The sequence below is a fragment of the Saccharolobus shibatae B12 genome (assembly GCF_019175345.1).
Lineage (GTDB): Archaea > Thermoproteota > Thermoprotei_A > Sulfolobales > Sulfolobaceae > Saccharolobus > Saccharolobus shibatae.
Map to the genome: position 1 here is coordinate 2,847,751 of NZ_CP077717.1, position 15,069 is coordinate 2,862,819.

General features: G+C 35.3%; 24 protein-coding genes, 1 tRNA gene and 1 pseudogene. 16 read left to right on the top strand and 10 right to left on the bottom strand.

Going from position 1 to position 15,069, the window contains the following annotated elements:
* Positions 1 to 32: 32 nt before the first annotated feature.
* From J5U23_RS15360 to J5U23_RS15390, 7 genes are all read right to left on the bottom strand, one after another.
* Positions 33 to 407, bottom strand: a complete 375-nt coding sequence (locus tag J5U23_RS15360; protein ID WP_015979209.1) for a hypothetical protein — start codon at positions 405 to 407, stop codon at positions 33 to 35.
* Between the two features lie 38 nt (positions 408 to 445).
* A complete protein-coding gene (locus J5U23_RS15365; RefSeq protein ID WP_015979208.1) occupies positions 446 to 1,321 on the bottom strand; it encodes a hypothetical protein in 876 nt (291 codons plus the stop codon).
* 35 nt (positions 1,322 to 1,356) lie between these two features.
* Positions 1,357 to 1,746 (bottom strand): C2H2-type zinc finger protein, encoded by a 390-nt coding sequence (locus J5U23_RS15370; protein WP_015979207.1) that lies wholly within the window; start codon positions 1,744 to 1,746, stop codon positions 1,357 to 1,359.
* On the bottom strand, positions 1,743 to 2,051 hold the full coding sequence (locus J5U23_RS15375; RefSeq protein WP_015979206.1) for a DUF5658 family protein: 309 nt from the start codon (positions 2,049 to 2,051) through the stop codon (positions 1,743 to 1,745). The genes J5U23_RS15370 and J5U23_RS15375 overlap by 4 nt, the downstream gene beginning before the upstream one ends.
* A gap of 369 nt (positions 2,052 to 2,420) precedes the next feature.
* Positions 2,421 to 2,663, bottom strand: coding sequence for a ribbon-helix-helix protein, CopG family (locus J5U23_RS15380; protein WP_015979203.1), 243 nt, complete (start codon positions 2,661 to 2,663; stop codon positions 2,421 to 2,423).
* Positions 2,660 to 3,058 carry a hypothetical protein gene (locus J5U23_RS15385; RefSeq protein ID WP_015979202.1) on the bottom strand — a complete coding sequence of 133 codons (399 nt, stop codon included), beginning with the start codon at positions 3,056 to 3,058 and terminating at the stop codon, positions 2,660 to 2,662. The genes J5U23_RS15380 and J5U23_RS15385 overlap by 4 nt, the downstream gene beginning before the upstream one ends.
* A gap of 15 nt (positions 3,059 to 3,073) precedes the next feature.
* Positions 3,074 to 3,376, bottom strand: a complete 303-nt coding sequence (locus tag J5U23_RS15390) for a hypothetical protein (RefSeq protein ID WP_015979201.1) — start codon at positions 3,374 to 3,376, stop codon at positions 3,074 to 3,076.
* 119 nt (positions 3,377 to 3,495) lie between these two features.
* Between J5U23_RS15390 and J5U23_RS15395 the strand changes: the two genes are divergently transcribed.
* Positions 3,496 to 3,663 (top strand): ribbon-helix-helix domain-containing protein, encoded by a 168-nt coding sequence (locus J5U23_RS15395; RefSeq protein WP_218266579.1) that lies wholly within the window; start codon positions 3,496 to 3,498, stop codon positions 3,661 to 3,663.
* A gap of 183 nt (positions 3,664 to 3,846) precedes the next feature.
* On the opposite strand, the gene J5U23_RS15400 is transcribed toward J5U23_RS15395, so the two are convergent.
* On the bottom strand, positions 3,847 to 3,996 hold the full coding sequence (locus J5U23_RS15400; protein ID WP_015979200.1) for a hypothetical protein: 150 nt from the start codon (positions 3,994 to 3,996) through the stop codon (positions 3,847 to 3,849).
* Positions 3,997 to 4,212: 216 nt separating this feature from the next.
* On the opposite strand from J5U23_RS15400, the gene J5U23_RS15405 reads away from it, so the two are divergent.
* The 9 genes and pseudogenes from J5U23_RS15405 to J5U23_RS15445 all read left to right on the top strand — a co-directional run.
* Positions 4,213 to 4,551, top strand: coding sequence for a hypothetical protein (locus J5U23_RS15405; RefSeq protein WP_015979199.1), 339 nt, complete (start codon positions 4,213 to 4,215; stop codon positions 4,549 to 4,551).
* A gap of 112 nt (positions 4,552 to 4,663) precedes the next feature.
* Positions 4,664 to 4,855: a helix-turn-helix protein gene (locus J5U23_RS15410; protein WP_015979198.1), complete on the top strand. Its 192-nt coding sequence runs from the start codon at positions 4,664 to 4,666 to the stop codon at positions 4,853 to 4,855.
* Between the two features lies 1 nt (position 4,856).
* Positions 4,857 to 5,147, top strand: coding sequence for a hypothetical protein (locus tag J5U23_RS15415; RefSeq protein WP_015979197.1), 291 nt, complete (start codon positions 4,857 to 4,859; stop codon positions 5,145 to 5,147).
* Positions 5,148 to 5,303 carry a ribbon-helix-helix protein, CopG family gene (locus tag J5U23_RS15420; RefSeq protein WP_015979196.1) on the top strand — a complete coding sequence of 52 codons (156 nt, stop codon included), beginning with the start codon at positions 5,148 to 5,150 and terminating at the stop codon, positions 5,301 to 5,303.
* Positions 5,304 to 5,310: 7 nt separating this feature from the next.
* Positions 5,311 to 5,592, top strand: coding sequence for a helix-turn-helix domain-containing protein (locus J5U23_RS15425; protein ID WP_015979195.1), 282 nt, complete (start codon positions 5,311 to 5,313; stop codon positions 5,590 to 5,592).
* A gap of 5 nt (positions 5,593 to 5,597) precedes the next feature.
* Positions 5,598 to 6,134: a staphopain gene (locus J5U23_RS15430; protein WP_015979194.1), complete on the top strand. Its 537-nt coding sequence runs from the start codon at positions 5,598 to 5,600 to the stop codon at positions 6,132 to 6,134.
* 5 nt (positions 6,135 to 6,139) lie between these two features.
* Positions 6,140 to 6,778, top strand: a complete 639-nt coding sequence (locus tag J5U23_RS15435) for a nuclease (protein WP_218266580.1) — start codon at positions 6,140 to 6,142, stop codon at positions 6,776 to 6,778.
* Complete coding sequence (locus J5U23_RS15440; protein WP_015979192.1) at positions 6,775 to 7,053, top strand: hypothetical protein; 279 nt, start codon at positions 6,775 to 6,777, stop codon at positions 7,051 to 7,053. Before J5U23_RS15435 ends, J5U23_RS15440 begins: the two co-directional genes overlap by 4 nt.
* Positions 7,054 to 7,204: 151 nt before the next feature.
* A pseudogene (locus tag J5U23_RS15445) lies at positions 7,205 to 7,366 on the top strand (putative integrase); the annotation flags it as partial.
* 28 nt (positions 7,367 to 7,394) lie between these two features.
* On the opposite strand, the gene J5U23_RS15450 reads toward J5U23_RS15445, so the two are convergent.
* Positions 7,395 to 7,469 (bottom strand) — tRNA-Arg (locus tag J5U23_RS15450).
* Positions 7,470 to 7,844: 375 nt separating this feature from the next.
* Between J5U23_RS15450 and J5U23_RS15455 the strand changes: the two genes are divergently transcribed.
* From J5U23_RS15455 to J5U23_RS15480, 6 genes are all read left to right on the top strand, one after another.
* A complete protein-coding gene (locus J5U23_RS15455) occupies positions 7,845 to 9,653 on the top strand; it encodes a ribosome biogenesis/translation initiation ATPase RLI (protein ID WP_218266581.1) in 1,809 nt (602 codons plus the stop codon).
* A gap of 31 nt (positions 9,654 to 9,684) precedes the next feature.
* On the top strand, positions 9,685 to 10,833 hold the full coding sequence (gene fbp / locus J5U23_RS15460; RefSeq protein WP_218266582.1) for a fructose-1,6-bisphosphate aldolase/phosphatase: 1,149 nt from the start codon (positions 9,685 to 9,687) through the stop codon (positions 10,831 to 10,833).
* Between the two features lie 10 nt (positions 10,834 to 10,843).
* Entirely contained in the window at positions 10,844 to 11,083 is a 240-nt protein-coding gene (locus J5U23_RS15465; RefSeq protein WP_012711820.1) for a 30S ribosomal protein S17e, read from the top strand.
* 1 nt (position 11,084) lies between these two features.
* Positions 11,085 to 11,336, top strand: a complete 252-nt coding sequence (locus J5U23_RS15470; protein ID WP_218258908.1) for a hypothetical protein — start codon at positions 11,085 to 11,087, stop codon at positions 11,334 to 11,336.
* 119 nt (positions 11,337 to 11,455) lie between these two features.
* Complete coding sequence (locus tag J5U23_RS15475) at positions 11,456 to 11,737, top strand: hypothetical protein (RefSeq protein WP_218258909.1); 282 nt, start codon at positions 11,456 to 11,458, stop codon at positions 11,735 to 11,737.
* A 26-nt stretch (positions 11,738 to 11,763) separates the two neighbouring features.
* On the top strand, positions 11,764 to 13,389 hold the full coding sequence (locus J5U23_RS15480; protein WP_218258910.1) for an ATP-binding protein: 1,626 nt from the start codon (positions 11,764 to 11,766) through the stop codon (positions 13,387 to 13,389).
* Here the strand turns inward: J5U23_RS15480 and thsB are convergent.
* On the bottom strand, positions 13,386 to 15,044 hold the full coding sequence (gene thsB, locus J5U23_RS15485) for a thermosome subunit beta (RefSeq protein WP_218258911.1): 1,659 nt from the start codon (positions 15,042 to 15,044) through the stop codon (positions 13,386 to 13,388). The genes J5U23_RS15480 and thsB overlap by 4 nt on opposite strands.
* Positions 15,045 to 15,069: the final 25 nt, after the last annotated feature.

The following is a 15,069-nucleotide window of genomic DNA, read 5'->3' on the forward strand; positions in this document are numbered from 1 at the left end:
AAGCGATAAAAAATTTATGGCTTTAAAAAGGGCTATCTTCTAAATTTAAGTTTAATCCAGCTGAATATTGCAATTCCCAACATCACTATACCTATTGTTAAGACTTCAGGCCATAAGTTAGCATACCATGGCGGTTGAACTGTGGTATTTATTACACTAAGAGTTCCTCCATTTATTGAAGGCACGGATTGTGCTTGGTATAGAATTGTGGAAGGTAGAGAAGTTACACTTGCGTTCATAACACCGTTGGAAGATTTCACGACTTCATTTGTCTCGGGCGTTAGAACTATTTCAATTACTTTTCCGTTATACAATACTTTCGTTAAATAAAATGACTGGTCTATTGACTTAAGCCAAATCCCCAAACCAGAGAAAATAGAACCTACAACTGTAAACAGTTTTTTCATATAAGACAGATTTAAAAAGAGGTAAAAAAAGATTTTGCTTAATATAGCTGCGATGCAGTATAGTTTATTTGTGCACTTCCTCCTATTCTAGCCAAATCGGTATAGGTATAGGCAACGGCATTTGTGATAACCACACTACCGGATACCCATTTGAACCAATTGCTACTTGAAGTATATATTGCAGTGTTTCCTTCTAATCCAAGTGTGGTAATATCGACGGATGTGGCCGGGTTTCCTTCTATTGTGAAACTTGAGATCGTATATGAGAAGTTCACCGATGCATTCGGTAACATGTTACCTACTGGGTAGTAGTAATAGTTCCCGTTCGGGATTAGTGATCCGAGTATTAGAGCACCATATGGTACAAAGTTTACCGAACTTACCGAAACTGAGTGAGAGAACCCGTTACTGTCAGAGAATTGCACACCAAACCCATTTCCGGTATATGATATAGTTATTGTTAGTTGTGTGCCCGCAAAACTGCTATACAGTGTGGTATAACTATAAAATACAGTTGAGCCGTAACTAACTACAAATCCTATTTCATTTGGATATGTATTCGGTGGGTTTGAGAATAGTTCAACATATGCTTCTAATGGGCTATTAAAAATGTTTATATTGCTAACCGGATATGGTGATAATCCTACTACGATAGAATAGGCATTATTGATTTGATAGTTATTTGGTAATGAACTAGGTAAGTTTATGGTTATTGAGATAAAGTTCGTTTCAACCCAATTATTGCTATTATTGAAACTGAATCCAAACCCTTCTGCGTTAAGGCTATAGTAGTTATAATAGTTATAATATATCGGTATCGGTGAACCGCCAGAATTCAATGCCATCGATGGTGTTATTAAAAACGATAGTAACGCTAGGGATAGGGTTAGTAGGGCTAGAAGGGACTTCCTCATTGTAAGCGAAAAAGAAGGTAGACTTTAAAAAGAGCCTAACTAACGCAGATATTATGCTTTTTGCAAACATGGTCTAGGGCTGAATCGGTTGAGGTAAACTCCTTTTTACACACCGGGCAAACCTTTGTGTGTTCAGTATAACGGATGTGTTGCTTTAGTGATACGGAAGAGCTGAAGGGCATTAGACAAAGCGGGCAGACAAACTGTGAAATCGCTTTACTCGCGAGCAATCTGTAAAGATAACTGCTTTCATCCAACAGTTGCGGGTTATGAATAAGCGTTTTGACGATTGCCCTTATCAACCTCTTCTGTTCCGGCGTAAGTTGGTGGTAACGCTTTAACTCTTCCAGTGTGACATGAATAAAAATCCCCTTATGGTTACTCAGGTATTTTTTACTACCTGAGTCAACGTCTGACTCCGTCATCCTCTAACGCCCCTCCTTTTGTACCTCCTAATCGTAAGGGTATTATTCAGCGTGACAAGGCATTCGACAACGTCTGTTACAGTCAATACGATCTCTGTCCATGTCTTGAATCTAACAACATAAATTAATATAAACATACCAATGGTGATAAGGCCAAACTTAAACAACGCTAAACGATACGGTGATGAAATGAACAGACCCGCTATGGGATTCTTCTCTTCCGCACCCACTCTCAACCCTAAGACAGTTGTCCAATAATCGTTGAATTGAAAGCCGTAAAATAAGATGATATCAATTAGGTTCATTGTCCTCTCACCCTGAAGTAGATATAATAAAAGTCCAGTGTTAGTCTATCCTTGTGCTTATGCCCTACAAGCAAATGCTCAACCACTTCTCTTCTTTTATTAAATATACCACCACAACGTAGACATTGATACATTATTCACTCAACCTCTAATTTTCTCTTTATTGCTAACCTAACATTCTTAGGCAATCTGAAAGAAGAGAATAGGTAGCAGTATATGAGATGGTCAATATCATACCTACTATAGAAATGTTGAGATAAATGCTTCCCCGTGAACCCGCATATGGGACATTTGACCAACACATGCTCCCTTCGAGTATGTTGTTTAAGCGCGAACAATCTCAGCGTTTTGAACCCGCAGATGGGGCATCTAAACATTTTCTACATACCTCGCTAACGCTATTCGAATAATTTCACTCTTGCTTTTCTTTTCTTTGATCGCAATTTGTTCTAGTTTTGCATTTAACGCCGGGGGTAGTTTAAAGGATATTACTTGCATTGTTTCCTCTAACGTTAATTCTATTGTACCGTCGTTGTTCTTTTTCGCTTCGATTTTTCTATAAGTTTTTGTGTAACATCTAGGTAATTTGATGTATTCAACCCTAGCCTTCATTGCCCCTCAGCCTCATTAAAGAATGTAATATCACCGCAGTATGAGCTTCTCAGTTTCTCACATAAGTCATCGTTCAAAGTAAGAGAAACTCTAATCAGACCCTCATTATATTTTAGCTGAAGCTGATCATTGAGCTGATCAATCGAAGCGGATACGAATACATGTTTAATGAAATTCAGCGGGATATCAACAGTATAATATATAAGATCCTCAGAATATACAGTAATGCTTAGAGTGTTATTTTCTTGTATAAACTCCTCAGCGTCTACTATTATTATACACTCCTCATAATAGTTTCTAATCATCTTGAAATGTCTATTTGATCTTCCTGTATAATAGCGAAGTTTTTGAATTATGTCCTGAATCTGTTCCACGATTGTTTCCTCAGCCTTCATTGCCCCTCAGCCTCCTCAGAAGTCAAAAACACTTAGTATTTTCGCTATCGTCAGTAATGCTTCCTTCTGTATTGCTTTCTGAGCATCGTCAATCTCTACGCTCTGATATACTTCATACAACCTCTTCAGTTGTCTTAATTCATTCTCTAGCTTAATGTTATCCGCATAGATTTCCTTCTCTAATTTTTCATCTTCGTCTAGTTCAATTTTTATATGCAAATATGAACCATACGGTTTCCTTCCTAAAGTTAACAAATAAAAAACTGAATTTTGTTTTTCTAATAACTCTTCTTCTTTTCGGGTTTGGGGTGAAACCATTTTTTGAACCCTCTATCTATACTCTATCTATATAAGTATTTAAACTTTACTCTATCTATACTCTATCTATATATCGTGAATCATTTAATATTATCATATTAATATAGTATAGATAGCGTATGCCGAGGAAATCAGTCAAAAAAGAATATGTGACCGTTTCGATTCCAATCGAATTAGCAAAACAAATAGATGAACTAATAGCGTCAGGCAAGGGCGGATATATAAGCAGACAAGAGTTTGTTGCAGATGCAATCAGAAGACGCATTGAAGAACTTCTAAAATCTTAAATGCCCTACTATACTCTATCTCTCTCTATCTATATATCTATATATATATGGGGTAAGAGTATAACAAAAAAATAGTTTTTCTGAGTTTGTATAATGGTGAGTTGATTTTGTTAGTTTTTTGTTTATTCTTTTAGTTTTAGTTATGTATATATATAGATATAGAGATAGAGAGAAAAAAGTAGTTTAGAACAAATCATTTATTGCTTCTACGAAAGCTATTTTCTTCACTCTCTCTTCTAGCTCTACTATTATTCTTTTACAACTCTCGTAGTCCTTACACTCTCTATCTATATATTCAAGCAGTATTAGTAGCTCAGATTTTGCACATCCCATATTTTTTGTATAAGATACATAAGATACACAGAGTCGACTAACTCTGTTTGTGTATATAGATATAGAGAGATAGAGTAAACTCTTGTCAGACAGCAGTCAGACAGAATTTTGCCAGTTACCCAAACACTGTGTATATAGAGAGATAGATAGAGTATAGATAGAGTAAGACTTAAATACTAATTTATACATAGAGTATAGATAGAGTGGGATGGGAATATGGCACAAACTCTAAATTCATACAAGATGGCGGAAATAATGTATAAAATTCTTGAAAAGAAAGGTGAATTAACGTTAGAGGATATACTAGCTCAATTTGAGATTTCAGTCCCGAGTGCGTATAACATACAGAGAGCATTGAAAGCTATTTGCGAAAGACATCCAGACGAGTGTGAAGTACAATACAAAAACAGAAAGACAACGTTCAAATGGATTAAGCAAGAGCAGAAAGAAGAACAAAAACAAGAGCAAACACAAGACAATATAGCTAAGATATTTGATGCCCAGCCCGCAAATTTTGAGCAAACGGATCAAGGATTTATAAAGGCAAAGCAGTGAACTGACATGAAGTACAGTAATAACAATAAGAAGGGACATTCGGAATTTTATTTGATAAAGAAAAGAGAACTGAGACAAACAACGTTAGATGAGTTTGCTAAGGTGAAAAACAATGAGTAAAGAAGTCTTAGAGAAAGAATTATTTGAAATGCTTGATGAGGATGTCAGAGAGCTATTATCATTAATCCACGAGATTAAGATTGATAGAATAACGGGCAATATGGATAAGCAAAAGCTAGGCAAGGCATACTTCCAAGTTCAAAAGATAGAAGCGGAATTATATCAGCTCATTAAGGTGAGCTGAAATGATGGTGCAAGTTCCTATATTCGATCTGTTGAAGCTATTAGACGTATTAGGCATTGATAGTATAAGCTTTAGGGTACTGAACGAATATGATGAAGGCTTCATCAGAGTAGACTACTTAGAAGAGGCACTACAAAAAGATGGTTGGAGCAAAGTCTATAACGAGTCCGAAGACCCGAATTATTGTTGTGGGAACTTTGACGTAGAATATGCTAATAATGGATACAAAATTATACTTCGATGTGACGAAGACGGATACGTATTTCAAATAACAATAAACAAGGTGACCTAAATGATAGAGAAGAGGAAAGATAGGATAGTCAAAAGGCTTAACATTTCAATAAGTGAGGAAACATATGAGACTCTGCAGAGGCTTAAGGCAAAGACTGGAAAGACAATGGGACAGTTGATAGAGGAGGCAGTTAAGCTATTAGAGGCTGAGGAGTGAGGAGGATATGAAAAGTACACCATTCTTCTACCCCGAAGCCATAGTATTGGCTTATCTATATGATAATGAAGGAATAGCAACATATGACCTATACAAGAAAGTAAACGCAGAATTTCCCATGTCCACTGCCACCTTTTATGATGCAAAAAAGTTCCTAATACAAGAGGGCTTCGTGAAAGAGCGTCAAGAAAGAGGCGAAAAGAGGCTATACCTAACGGAAAAGGGGAAGCTATTTGCGATATCGCTGAAAACTGCGATAGAAACCTACAAACAAATCAAAAAGAGGTGAACTAGATGGATCAAAGAAGAGTTGAAGATATTGCCCAAATCGGTGCGTATTCCTTACCATACGATATTGTAAATATTGTTTATGGTGCTATAGTTATCTATAGAGCTTCTCAAGAAGGAAAAGACCCTTTAGCGTATGCTAGCAATAAACAAGGATTTAAGGAAGCTGTTAAGAAGTTAATAAAATTAGGAGTAATTGAAAAGACAACTCCTTACTCTCTGAAGAAAGAATATGAAGAGCAAGTAGAAAAGTTTGATGAAATTATTAATTATGAAGATTATGAGAGAGCAAGATATGAGCTTTATAAACTTTCAGAAAAGGCGGATAATCTGTTCACATCCTCCTTAGTACTTTATGCCTCTGTCTTCCTTTCATTATCAGAACTAAAGCCAGAAATACTAAAGATCATCAACGAGTATATTGACCAACAAACTAAGGTGGATTATGGTAAATGGATTGTAATAGGAATTGCTACTGCAAGTGTGTTATTTGCAATAGCATCAGTACTGATTCACATACTAGCCCACGTTTCAATATGGTGAGTGAGATGGCTGAAACTAATTTTAAGCTAAAGTATTGGGGTAATCAAGCTGAGGATTATATCCTCCCTTCAACTTATTTAGGGCGAGAATACCTAGTTTTTGGAAAGCTCTTAATCTCTTTATCAAAGTGGCGGGCTAAGGGTTTGTTAGACTTTGATGTTTATATCCGCCCAACTGGCGTGGGGACTTTAACTAATGTAATAAATGAGCAATACTATAGCGGTCTGCAAGATAAATACGATTTGACTTTATACGTTAAGGCTAAGACAGAATATTATCCTTTAATTTGGATAGATATTACGGGAAGTTCATGGACTGAAGAACAGAGCAAAGAAAGATACGGCGAAAGCGTTTACGCAATATTAAGCACTAAAGTAGAAGTTGCAAAGCAGAATGAGGTTATGGGGAGGGTTTGGTTTATACACTATTCAGATGCTGAGGACAAGTTAAAATGTATCTCAGCACTGCAAATACTCAACTTAGAAAAGCAAGGAAAGATTAAGAAGGACAAATTTGAGAGAGATGCAGTAAGCTACTATTACTTAATCCCATTACAATACTGGAAGAACCTAACAGACTTACGGGTTAGTCTGAAGGGGTTCTATCAGAGCTTTAAGGAGTATTTAGCGAGGGGCGGAAAATGATATTCAACTCAGAGGAGTTAATAATTATTTCTGATTTAGGAATTGTTTGGGTAGTAAGCATAATTATAAATGACGCAAAGGGGAAATTGGAAAAGAAATTGGAAGAACGACTAAAGGAATTAGAGAAACTAGAGGAGTTGGAAAAGGAGCTTGAAAAAATCGAAAACGAACTCAGGTTAATGAGAGGAGTTCCCCTTGACCTGACAGACATAAAGGGGAAGCTAGATGAGCTGAAGGCAGAGATAGCATGGCTAGAATACAAGGTGGACAAATGAGTCCTTCTAATGTAAGTAATACTACTTTTTTAGTATTACCTGTGTGGATTCTTTGCCGTCTTCTTTCAATTCAACGTGTTTTAACGGCAAAAATTAACGGGTTGCCAATGCTTATAAGCCCGTTTTGGCAACCATAATACTGTGAGGCGAAATGACGAAAGATAAGACGCGTTATAAATACGGGGATTATATTTTACGCGAGAGGAAAGGGCGGTATTATGTTTACAAGCTAGAGTATGAAAACGGTGAGGTAAAAGAGCGTTACGTGGGTCCTTTAGCTGACGTCGTTGAATCATATCTAAAAATGAAATTAGGGGTCGTAGGGGATACTCCCCTACAAGCGGACCCGCCGGGATTTGAACCCGGGACCTCCGGCTCCGGAGGCCAGTGCTCTATCCTGGCTGAGCTACGGGTCCAACATAAATATGCCTCATCGGATATTTTAAACTGTTAGACACTTTATATCTGCAAGGTGTAAGGAAAACTTCGCCTTCTTAGGTGTTAACGCCACTAAACCTTCTTAAATTATAAGGCAAGTTTCATATCCATATATAAGGGGTTCTCTTAGCTTCATGAATGATCTCGAAATTCTCATCAATTATAGATTGACCTTTTAGAGAAAAGTTAGAATGTTTTTGTATTAAGGGTTTTTCCTATTACAGTCATCTCTCGAGAAGGATTAAAATTAGGAAAAATATTAAAAGTAGAGGAAGATTTATTAAATGACATAGAGGGTAATTTTATAGGATGTGAGTATTCTAACAACAAGTATATTTCTACATAGTAGGTGAGTGTTCGTGAGAGTTGCCGTAATAAATTATGACTTTTGTAAGCCAGATAAATGTAACTTAGAATGTATAAACTTCTGTCCTGTTGATAGATCTGGAGGAAAAGCAATAGAACTATCGGACATCGTTAAAGGGAAACCAGTAATTTATGAAGAAACTTGTATAGGTTGTGGAATATGTGTGAAGAAATGTCCATACGAAGCGATATCGATCGTAAACTTGCCAGACGAGTTGGAAGGGGAGGTTATACACAGATACAAAGTAAATGGATTTAAATTGTTTGGCTTACCAACGCCTAAAAATAATACGATATTAGGAGTATTAGGAAAGAATGGAGTAGGGAAAACTACAGTGCTTAAAATACTGGCTGGTGAGTTAATTCCGAATTTTGGGGATCCTAATTCCGAATTAGGAAAGGATGAAGTATTAAAAAGGTTTAGAGGTAAGGAATTATATAATTATTTTAAGGAATTATATAATAATGGGTTAAGAATAGTACATAAGATTCAATACGTTGAATACGCTTCAAAATTCCTTAAAGGTACAGTAAATGAAATTTTGACAAAGGTAGACGAAAGAGGGAGAAAAGATGAAGTTAAAGAACTTCTAAACATGGCTAATCTTTGGAATAAGGATGCTAATGTACTTTCTGGAGGAGGTCTTCAACGATTACTAATAGGTGCTTCATTATTGAGAGAAGCAGATGTATATATATTTGACGAACCTTCTTCTTATCTAGACGTTAGGGAAAGAATGAATATGGCTAGAGCAATTAGAGAATTACTAAAGAATAAATACGTTATAGTTGTTGATCATGACTTGATAGTTTTAGATTATCTTACAGATCTGATACACATAATTTATGGAGAAAGTTCAGTATATGGAAGGGTGTCAAAATCATATGCAGCGAGAGTTGGTATAAATAATTTTCTAAAAGGATATTTACCAGCGGAAAATATGAAAATAAGACCAGACGAAATAAGGTTTATGCTAAAAGAGGTTAGTGATTTAGATCTCTCTAAAGATCTAAAAACAAAAATGAAATGGACTAAGATAGTCAAGAAGTTAGGTGATTTTCAGCTAGTAGTAAATGAAGGAGAGGCTAAAGAGGGAGAAATAATCGGAATTTTAGGACCAAACGGGATAGGAAAGACAACTTTTGCAAGAATATTAGTTGGTGAAATTTCAGCAGATGAAGGCTCTGTAACTCCTGAAAAACAAATATTATCTTATAAACCACAACGAATTTTACCTAATTACGATGGAACAGTTCAACAGTACTTAGAAAACGTAAGCAAAGATGCGCTCTCTACGTCATCATGGTTTTTCGAGGAAGTGACTAAGAGACTTAACTTACATAGGTTACTAGAGTCTAATGTGAATAACCTAAGTGGAGGTGAGTTACAGAAATTATATATAGCTGCGACTTTAGCGAAAGAGGCTGATCTTTATGTTTTAGATGAACCTTCCTCTTATCTCGATATTGAAGAGAGATATATAGTTGCTAAAGCTATAAAGAGAGTCACGAGAGAGAGAAAAGCAGTAACTTTTATCGTAGATCATGATCTTTCAATACATGACTACATAGCGGATAGAATTATCGTTTTCAAAGGAGAGCCAGAGAAAGCCGGATTTGCCACATCTCCAGTAACGCTAAAAACGGGAATGAATGAATTTTTGAGAGAATTAGAGGTAACGTTCAGAAGAGATGCTGAGACTGGCAGACCTAGAGTAAATAAGATAGGGAGTTACTTAGATAGGGTCCAGAAAGAAAGAGGAGACTATTACTCCATGGTTCTTTCTACCCAGTAAGATTTTTAGTTATGTATATCTAAATTAAATTATGAAAACTACACTTAGTGTGATCAAGGCCGATATAGGAAGCCTAGCTGGACATCATGTTGTTCATCCTGATACTATAGCTGCAGCTAATAAGATATTAGCAGAAGCTAAAAGGAATAACGTAATTTCCGACTATTACATAACCTATGTTGGAGACGATTTACAATTAATAATGACTCATAATAGAGGAGAACTGGATACTAAAGTTCATGAAACAGCCTGGAATGCCTTTAAAGAAGCTGCGAAAGTAGCTAAGGATTTAGGATTATATGCTGCAGGACAAGATTTACTTTCAGATTCCTTTTCTGGCAATCTTAGAGGAATGGGTCCTGGAATTGCTGAAATGGAATTTGACGAGAGACCTGCTGAACCAGTGGTTATTTTTATGGCTGATAAGACTGAGCCTGGTGCATATAATCTACCATTATATAAAATATTTGCAGACCCATTCAATACTGCTGGGCTGGTAATAGATCCAACCATGCATGAAGGATATAAATTTGAAGTTTTAGATGTATATGAAGGAGAGTCAATAATTTTAAATACGCCAGAAGAGAGTTACGATCTACTTGCGTTAATAGGAACCCCTAGCAGATACATTGTTAGGAGAGTTTATAGGAAGGCCGATAATTTACAAGCCTCAGTTATTTCTGTAGAAAGATTGAATCTAATAGCTGGCAAATACGTAGGCAAAGACGATCCAGTTATGGTAGTAAGAGCTCAACACGGTTTGCCTGCGTTAGGAGAAATCTTAGAAGCATTTACAGTACCTTATTTGGTACCGGGGTGGATGAGAGGTAGTCACTATGGACCTCTTATGCCAGTATCACAAAAGGATGCGAGAGCCACAAGGTTTGATGGTCCTCCTAGGTTAGTAGGTTTAGGATTTAACATCAAAAATGGGAAACTAGTAGGGCCTACTGATTTATTTGATGATCCTGCATTTGATGAGGTAAGGAGAACAGCTGTAATAATTGCGGATTACATTAGGAAACATGGCCCATTTATGCCTCATAGATTAGAGCCACAAGAAATGGAGTACACCACACTGCCATTAGTAATAGAGAAGTTGAAGAATAGATTTAAGAAAGAGACAGATATGTATAAAACTAAACCAAGCGTATATTCACACGAAAGTTCGCATGAATAAGGTGATTCAAATGGGTAATATATACACTAAAGATATAAAAAGAATAGTAAAGGAGATATATAACCAATATAAAGATGAAATAAAAGATGATTATAATACAAATAAACAAATAGTTGTTAGGTATGTTGATGTAAAGTCAAAGAAAGTGAGGAACAGAATAGCGGGATATCTTACAAGGTATTATAAAATCATGAAAGAAAAAGAGACTTCTCCAACTGAAGAGAAGGAGGAAATATCAGAAGAGATCTAGAATGCCGAAAGTGATATTAAAGGGACCACTAGTTTCTCAACTTAATTGCAGAGAAATAGACGTCAGTGATAAAGAACTTTTTAATGTATTACTGAAGATAGATGGCGAGAAGCATCTAATATTGGACCATAATAATCAAATAAAATCTGGAATTATAATATTAATAAATGGAAAAGACTGGAGATTATATGATAATCAATTTTTAAATGAAAATGATATCATTGAGATAATACCCATAAATCATGGTGGTTAGAGATATCGAAGGTTCAAGTAAGTAAGTTAAATAAGATAGACGTTGCTAAAGTTAATAACTTAATTAAAAACGACAATAATTATGTTAGGCAAGTCTTACCTCTCGTACCGTTTGAAGGGGTGCTAAGACAAGCTTGCTTTTTATACTTCAACTATACTACAACTAGAAATAAGATAAAGAGTCCAACTATGTTTTTCTTACTTCTCCTATTACCATATGAACAAATAAAAGATGCATTAGATTACATTAGAAGTGAAATCGATAAGGTGAATGAGTTGTATTTAATAGAATGTAAAAAGGCTGTTAGTACTAAAGAAGACTACTTACCATATCAAATTGTAGGAAATAAAGAAAGATTAATTTTAACTAAGAACGCATTACTTTTAATCGACTCGCTGTAGTTAATAATTATAAAACTCGTTACAAGATGAATAAAAATCTTTGGATTCCTATATTACTCATAGTTCTGGGAATTGGTATTCTGTTCCATAATTTAATTAATATTAACTTAGTGTTTTTCATGGTACCAATTATAATAGTGATAATTATTTCGTTTATTTTTAGAAATTCTTTAAAATTAAAAATAAATAAATATATTCTAAAAAATGGAATCTTCCAAATTGTTTACGACAATACTTGTGTTTGTGGTGTTGCTATGAAAATAACAGGTAAAATTGAACCAACTTCGAATAAAAACGATATAGAAAAAGAACTTAAAGACTTTATAAATGCGATAGCCCGAAAAGATTCTGACTTTAAGTTCACAATATTCACTATAGTAGAAAAAAATAAACTAGGTTCTTCGATTATAATTTATAAGATATTAGAGAATTCTGCTGATATAGGGCTAGATAGTTTTATGGAAGAAGTAAATAATTTATTGGTGCTAGCAAAAGCCATAGCTCCGCATTTAGAGTTTAAAGTTGTTCAACCATCAAAAAACGTACTTCCAATTCCGATGACCTTTGGGAACTACCCTTTTTTAACGGTGTCAGAGATAACCTACACCAATCCTATTAACTCTAATAATATTGTATCTGAGGATTTTGACGTAGAGATAGGAGAGGCTACCAATGGAACAGTAACATCAAAGGTAGGTATAAGAGTAAAGGACATAACAAGACATATAGGCATATTTGGGAGTACTGGATCTGGAAAAACAAATACGGCGATACTTTTAGCTTCTCAATTACACATCAAAGGTGTTAAGGTGATTATATTAGATTGGCATGGCGAATATGCTCAATTCCTTAAAAACGATTTTAGAGTTTATGATGAGGAAACTATAGTAAAAATAAATCCGTTGCACTTGATAGATCTGGACGTAGAGGATACAGTAGATATTATTGGAGATGTTTTACAATTAACAGATCCACAACGATTTTTACTTTACACTATATTATTAAAACTAAAAAGCTATAGAAAATTCTCAATTAACCAGTTATTAGAAGTTATTAATAATATTGAGGATACCTCATATTGGATGAGAGACGTAAAATATGCGTTGCTTAGAAAAATATTTATCTTATTTACACCAACTGCTTCAAAATTATTTTCTACTATAGATGAAATTTCCCTTAATGAGTTCCCAGACTATTTGACGACTTCTACAATCATAAACTTAGGATTTATTTCGAATCTTAAACTTAGGAAATTGTATTCATTATTCCTAATAAAACTTATAGTGGAAAGTTATATAAGATATAAGATAACTCGACAGACTCTTATTATTCTAGATGAAGCTCAAAATTATTTCAATAAGGAAGGGAATGAATTTATAGATAGATTAGCCTCTGAGATCAGAAAATATAATATAGGACTATGCTTTATTACACAATCGCCTTCACTACTTTCACAGAATGTGTTAAAAAATACAAATATCAAAATTATTCATTCAATAAAATCTGATATTGATAAGAAGGCTATTAGAGATACGTTATCACTTGATGAAAGGCTTACACAAAGTTTAGATAAACTAGACATAGGCGAGGCAGTAATAAGCGCGCCAAATCTAAAAGTTCCTATAATAATTAAAATTAAAAAAATGTCTTAGTCTTCAGAGGACTTTTCTTCTTTCTCTTTCTTACCGCCTGGCTCACTTCCACCCTTCTTTCCAGCTGCTACAATATCATCTATTCTTAACACTAATGTTACTGCTTCTGTTGCAGCCTTAATTGCATTCATTTTCACTAGTGCCGGTTCAATAACACCTAATTTCCACATATCCTCTGGATTTCCAGTAAATAAATTAAGTCCATACCATTTATTGGTCTCATTCTCGTGAAGACTTCTTAATTGCATTAATTTGTCTATAGGATCTAATCCTGCGTTTTCCGCCAATATCATGATAAGTCCTTCTATTGCATTAGCATATGCTTCAATTGCTAATTGCTCTTTACCACCAACTTGTGGGGCATACTTTCTTAATCTCTTAGCTATCTCTATCTCAACAGCTCCACCACCAGCTACTGCTCTACCATCCCTTATTACATCTGCCACTGTACCTAAAGCGTCCCTAAGAGCTCTTTCAGTCTCATCTACTACTCTCTCTAATCCTCCTCTTATTAGTATACTAACTGATTTTGGATTCTTTGCACCTTCTACGAATACCATCTTATCCTCTCCTACTTTTCTCTCTTCCACTAATGCGGCATAACCTAGATCTTGTGAAGTTAATTCATCAATATTTGATATGACTCTACCTCCGGTAGCTCTAGCTAATTTCTCTAAATCACTCTTCTTGGCTCTCCTAACAGCTAATATACCTTTCTTAGCTAAATAGTGTTGTGCAACTTCATCGATACCTTTCTGGCATATTACAACGTTAGCACCAGTAGCTGCAATCTTATCTACTTTTTCTTTCAATATGTTTTCTTCTTCTTCCAAGAATTTGTGCATCTGTGTTGGATCGTTAATTCTTATTTCTGCATCCAATTCGGGTTTCTCAACTTCTAATGAAGCGTCTAAAAGGGCTATCTTAGCATTTTCAATCCTCTTTGGCATGCCCGGATGTACAACTTCCTTATCAACTACTATGCCGTATACTAATTGAGTATCATTAATGCTACCACCATGTTTTTTAACTATTTGTACATTATCTAGATCAACATACCACTTATCTCCTCTTAATTCTGCTACTTGTGCCACTGCTTTAACCACAAGGTCAGCTAAATACTCTCGTGCGCCTGCTACTGCCTTACTGCCTAAGGATGTTAATGCTACTTTCCTAAGTACGTCAGTATCATTTATGCTGACCGGTTGTGCTATATCTTGGATGGTCTTTAATGCAATTTCTTCTGCCTTCTTATATCCGCTTACAATTATTGTTGGGTGAATCTCCTTATATAAAAGATCTTCTGCTTTTTTAGCTAATTCTCCAGCAAGAATTACAGCAGTTTTAGTGCCATCAGCTGTTTCCTCGTCTTGTCCTTTAGCTATCTGAACTAAAAGCTTACCTGTTGGGTGTTGTAAATCCATTTTATCAAGAATAGTGGCTCCATCATTTGTTATTGTAATATCTCCTAAGCTATCAACAAGCATCTTATCCATTCCACGTGGACCATAGGTGCTTTTTAATGCCTCTTCAATTGCTTTCACTGCAGCAATATTAGCCCTTAAAGCTTCTTTTCCATATGTTCTACTTGATCCCTCTTTTAAAATTATTACAGGTATACCTTCGGGTGTAGTTGCAACTGTAGCTGTTGCCATTTTACGCACCTTCCACTCTGTCTTA

Coding starts and splice junctions, on each gene's coding strand:
- J5U23_RS15400 (WP_015979200.1), bottom strand. CDS start 3,996: ATGGGATGTGCAAAATCTGAGCTACTAATACTGCTTGAATATATAGAT.
- J5U23_RS15395 (WP_218266579.1), top strand. CDS start 3,496: ATGCCGAGGAAATCAGTCAAAAAAGAATATGTGACCGTTTCGATTCCA.
- J5U23_RS15425 (WP_015979195.1), top strand. CDS start 5,311: ATGAAAAGTACACCATTCTTCTACCCCGAAGCCATAGTATTGGCTTAT.
- J5U23_RS15380 (WP_015979203.1), bottom strand. CDS start 2,663: ATGAAGGCTAGGGTTGAATACATCAAATTACCTAGATGTTACACAAAA.
- J5U23_RS15405 (WP_015979199.1), top strand. CDS start 4,213: ATGGCACAAACTCTAAATTCATACAAGATGGCGGAAATAATGTATAAA.
- J5U23_RS15480 (WP_218258910.1), top strand. CDS start 11,764: ATGAATAAAAATCTTTGGATTCCTATATTACTCATAGTTCTGGGAATT.
- fbp (WP_218266582.1), top strand. CDS start 9,685: ATGAAAACTACACTTAGTGTGATCAAGGCCGATATAGGAAGCCTAGCT.
- J5U23_RS15430 (WP_015979194.1), top strand. CDS start 5,598: ATGGATCAAAGAAGAGTTGAAGATATTGCCCAAATCGGTGCGTATTCC.
- J5U23_RS15390 (WP_015979201.1), bottom strand. CDS start 3,376: ATGGTTTCACCCCAAACCCGAAAAGAAGAAGAGTTATTAGAAAAACAA.
- J5U23_RS15465 (WP_012711820.1), top strand. CDS start 10,844: ATGGGTAATATATACACTAAAGATATAAAAAGAATAGTAAAGGAGATA.
- J5U23_RS15360 (WP_015979209.1), bottom strand. CDS start 407: ATGAAAAAACTGTTTACAGTTGTAGGTTCTATTTTCTCTGGTTTGGGG.
- J5U23_RS15420 (WP_015979196.1), top strand. CDS start 5,148: ATGATAGAGAAGAGGAAAGATAGGATAGTCAAAAGGCTTAACATTTCA.
- J5U23_RS15440 (WP_015979192.1), top strand. CDS start 6,775: ATGATATTCAACTCAGAGGAGTTAATAATTATTTCTGATTTAGGAATT.
- J5U23_RS15410 (WP_015979198.1), top strand. CDS start 4,664: ATGAGTAAAGAAGTCTTAGAGAAAGAATTATTTGAAATGCTTGATGAG.
- J5U23_RS15365 (WP_015979208.1), bottom strand. CDS start 1,321: ATGAGGAAGTCCCTTCTAGCCCTACTAACCCTATCCCTAGCGTTACTA.
- thsB (WP_218258911.1), bottom strand. CDS start 15,044: ATGGCAACAGCTACAGTTGCAACTACACCCGAAGGTATACCTGTAATA.
- J5U23_RS15370 (WP_015979207.1), bottom strand. CDS start 1,746: ATGACGGAGTCAGACGTTGACTCAGGTAGTAAAAAATACCTGAGTAAC.
- J5U23_RS15415 (WP_015979197.1), top strand. CDS start 4,857: ATGATGGTGCAAGTTCCTATATTCGATCTGTTGAAGCTATTAGACGTA.
- J5U23_RS15385 (WP_015979202.1), bottom strand. CDS start 3,058: ATGAAGGCTGAGGAAACAATCGTGGAACAGATTCAGGACATAATTCAA.
- J5U23_RS15375 (WP_015979206.1), bottom strand. CDS start 2,051: ATGAACCTAATTGATATCATCTTATTTTACGGCTTTCAATTCAACGAT.
- J5U23_RS15435 (WP_218266580.1), top strand. CDS start 6,140: ATGGCTGAAACTAATTTTAAGCTAAAGTATTGGGGTAATCAAGCTGAG.
- J5U23_RS15470 (WP_218258908.1), top strand. CDS start 11,085: ATGCCGAAAGTGATATTAAAGGGACCACTAGTTTCTCAACTTAATTGC.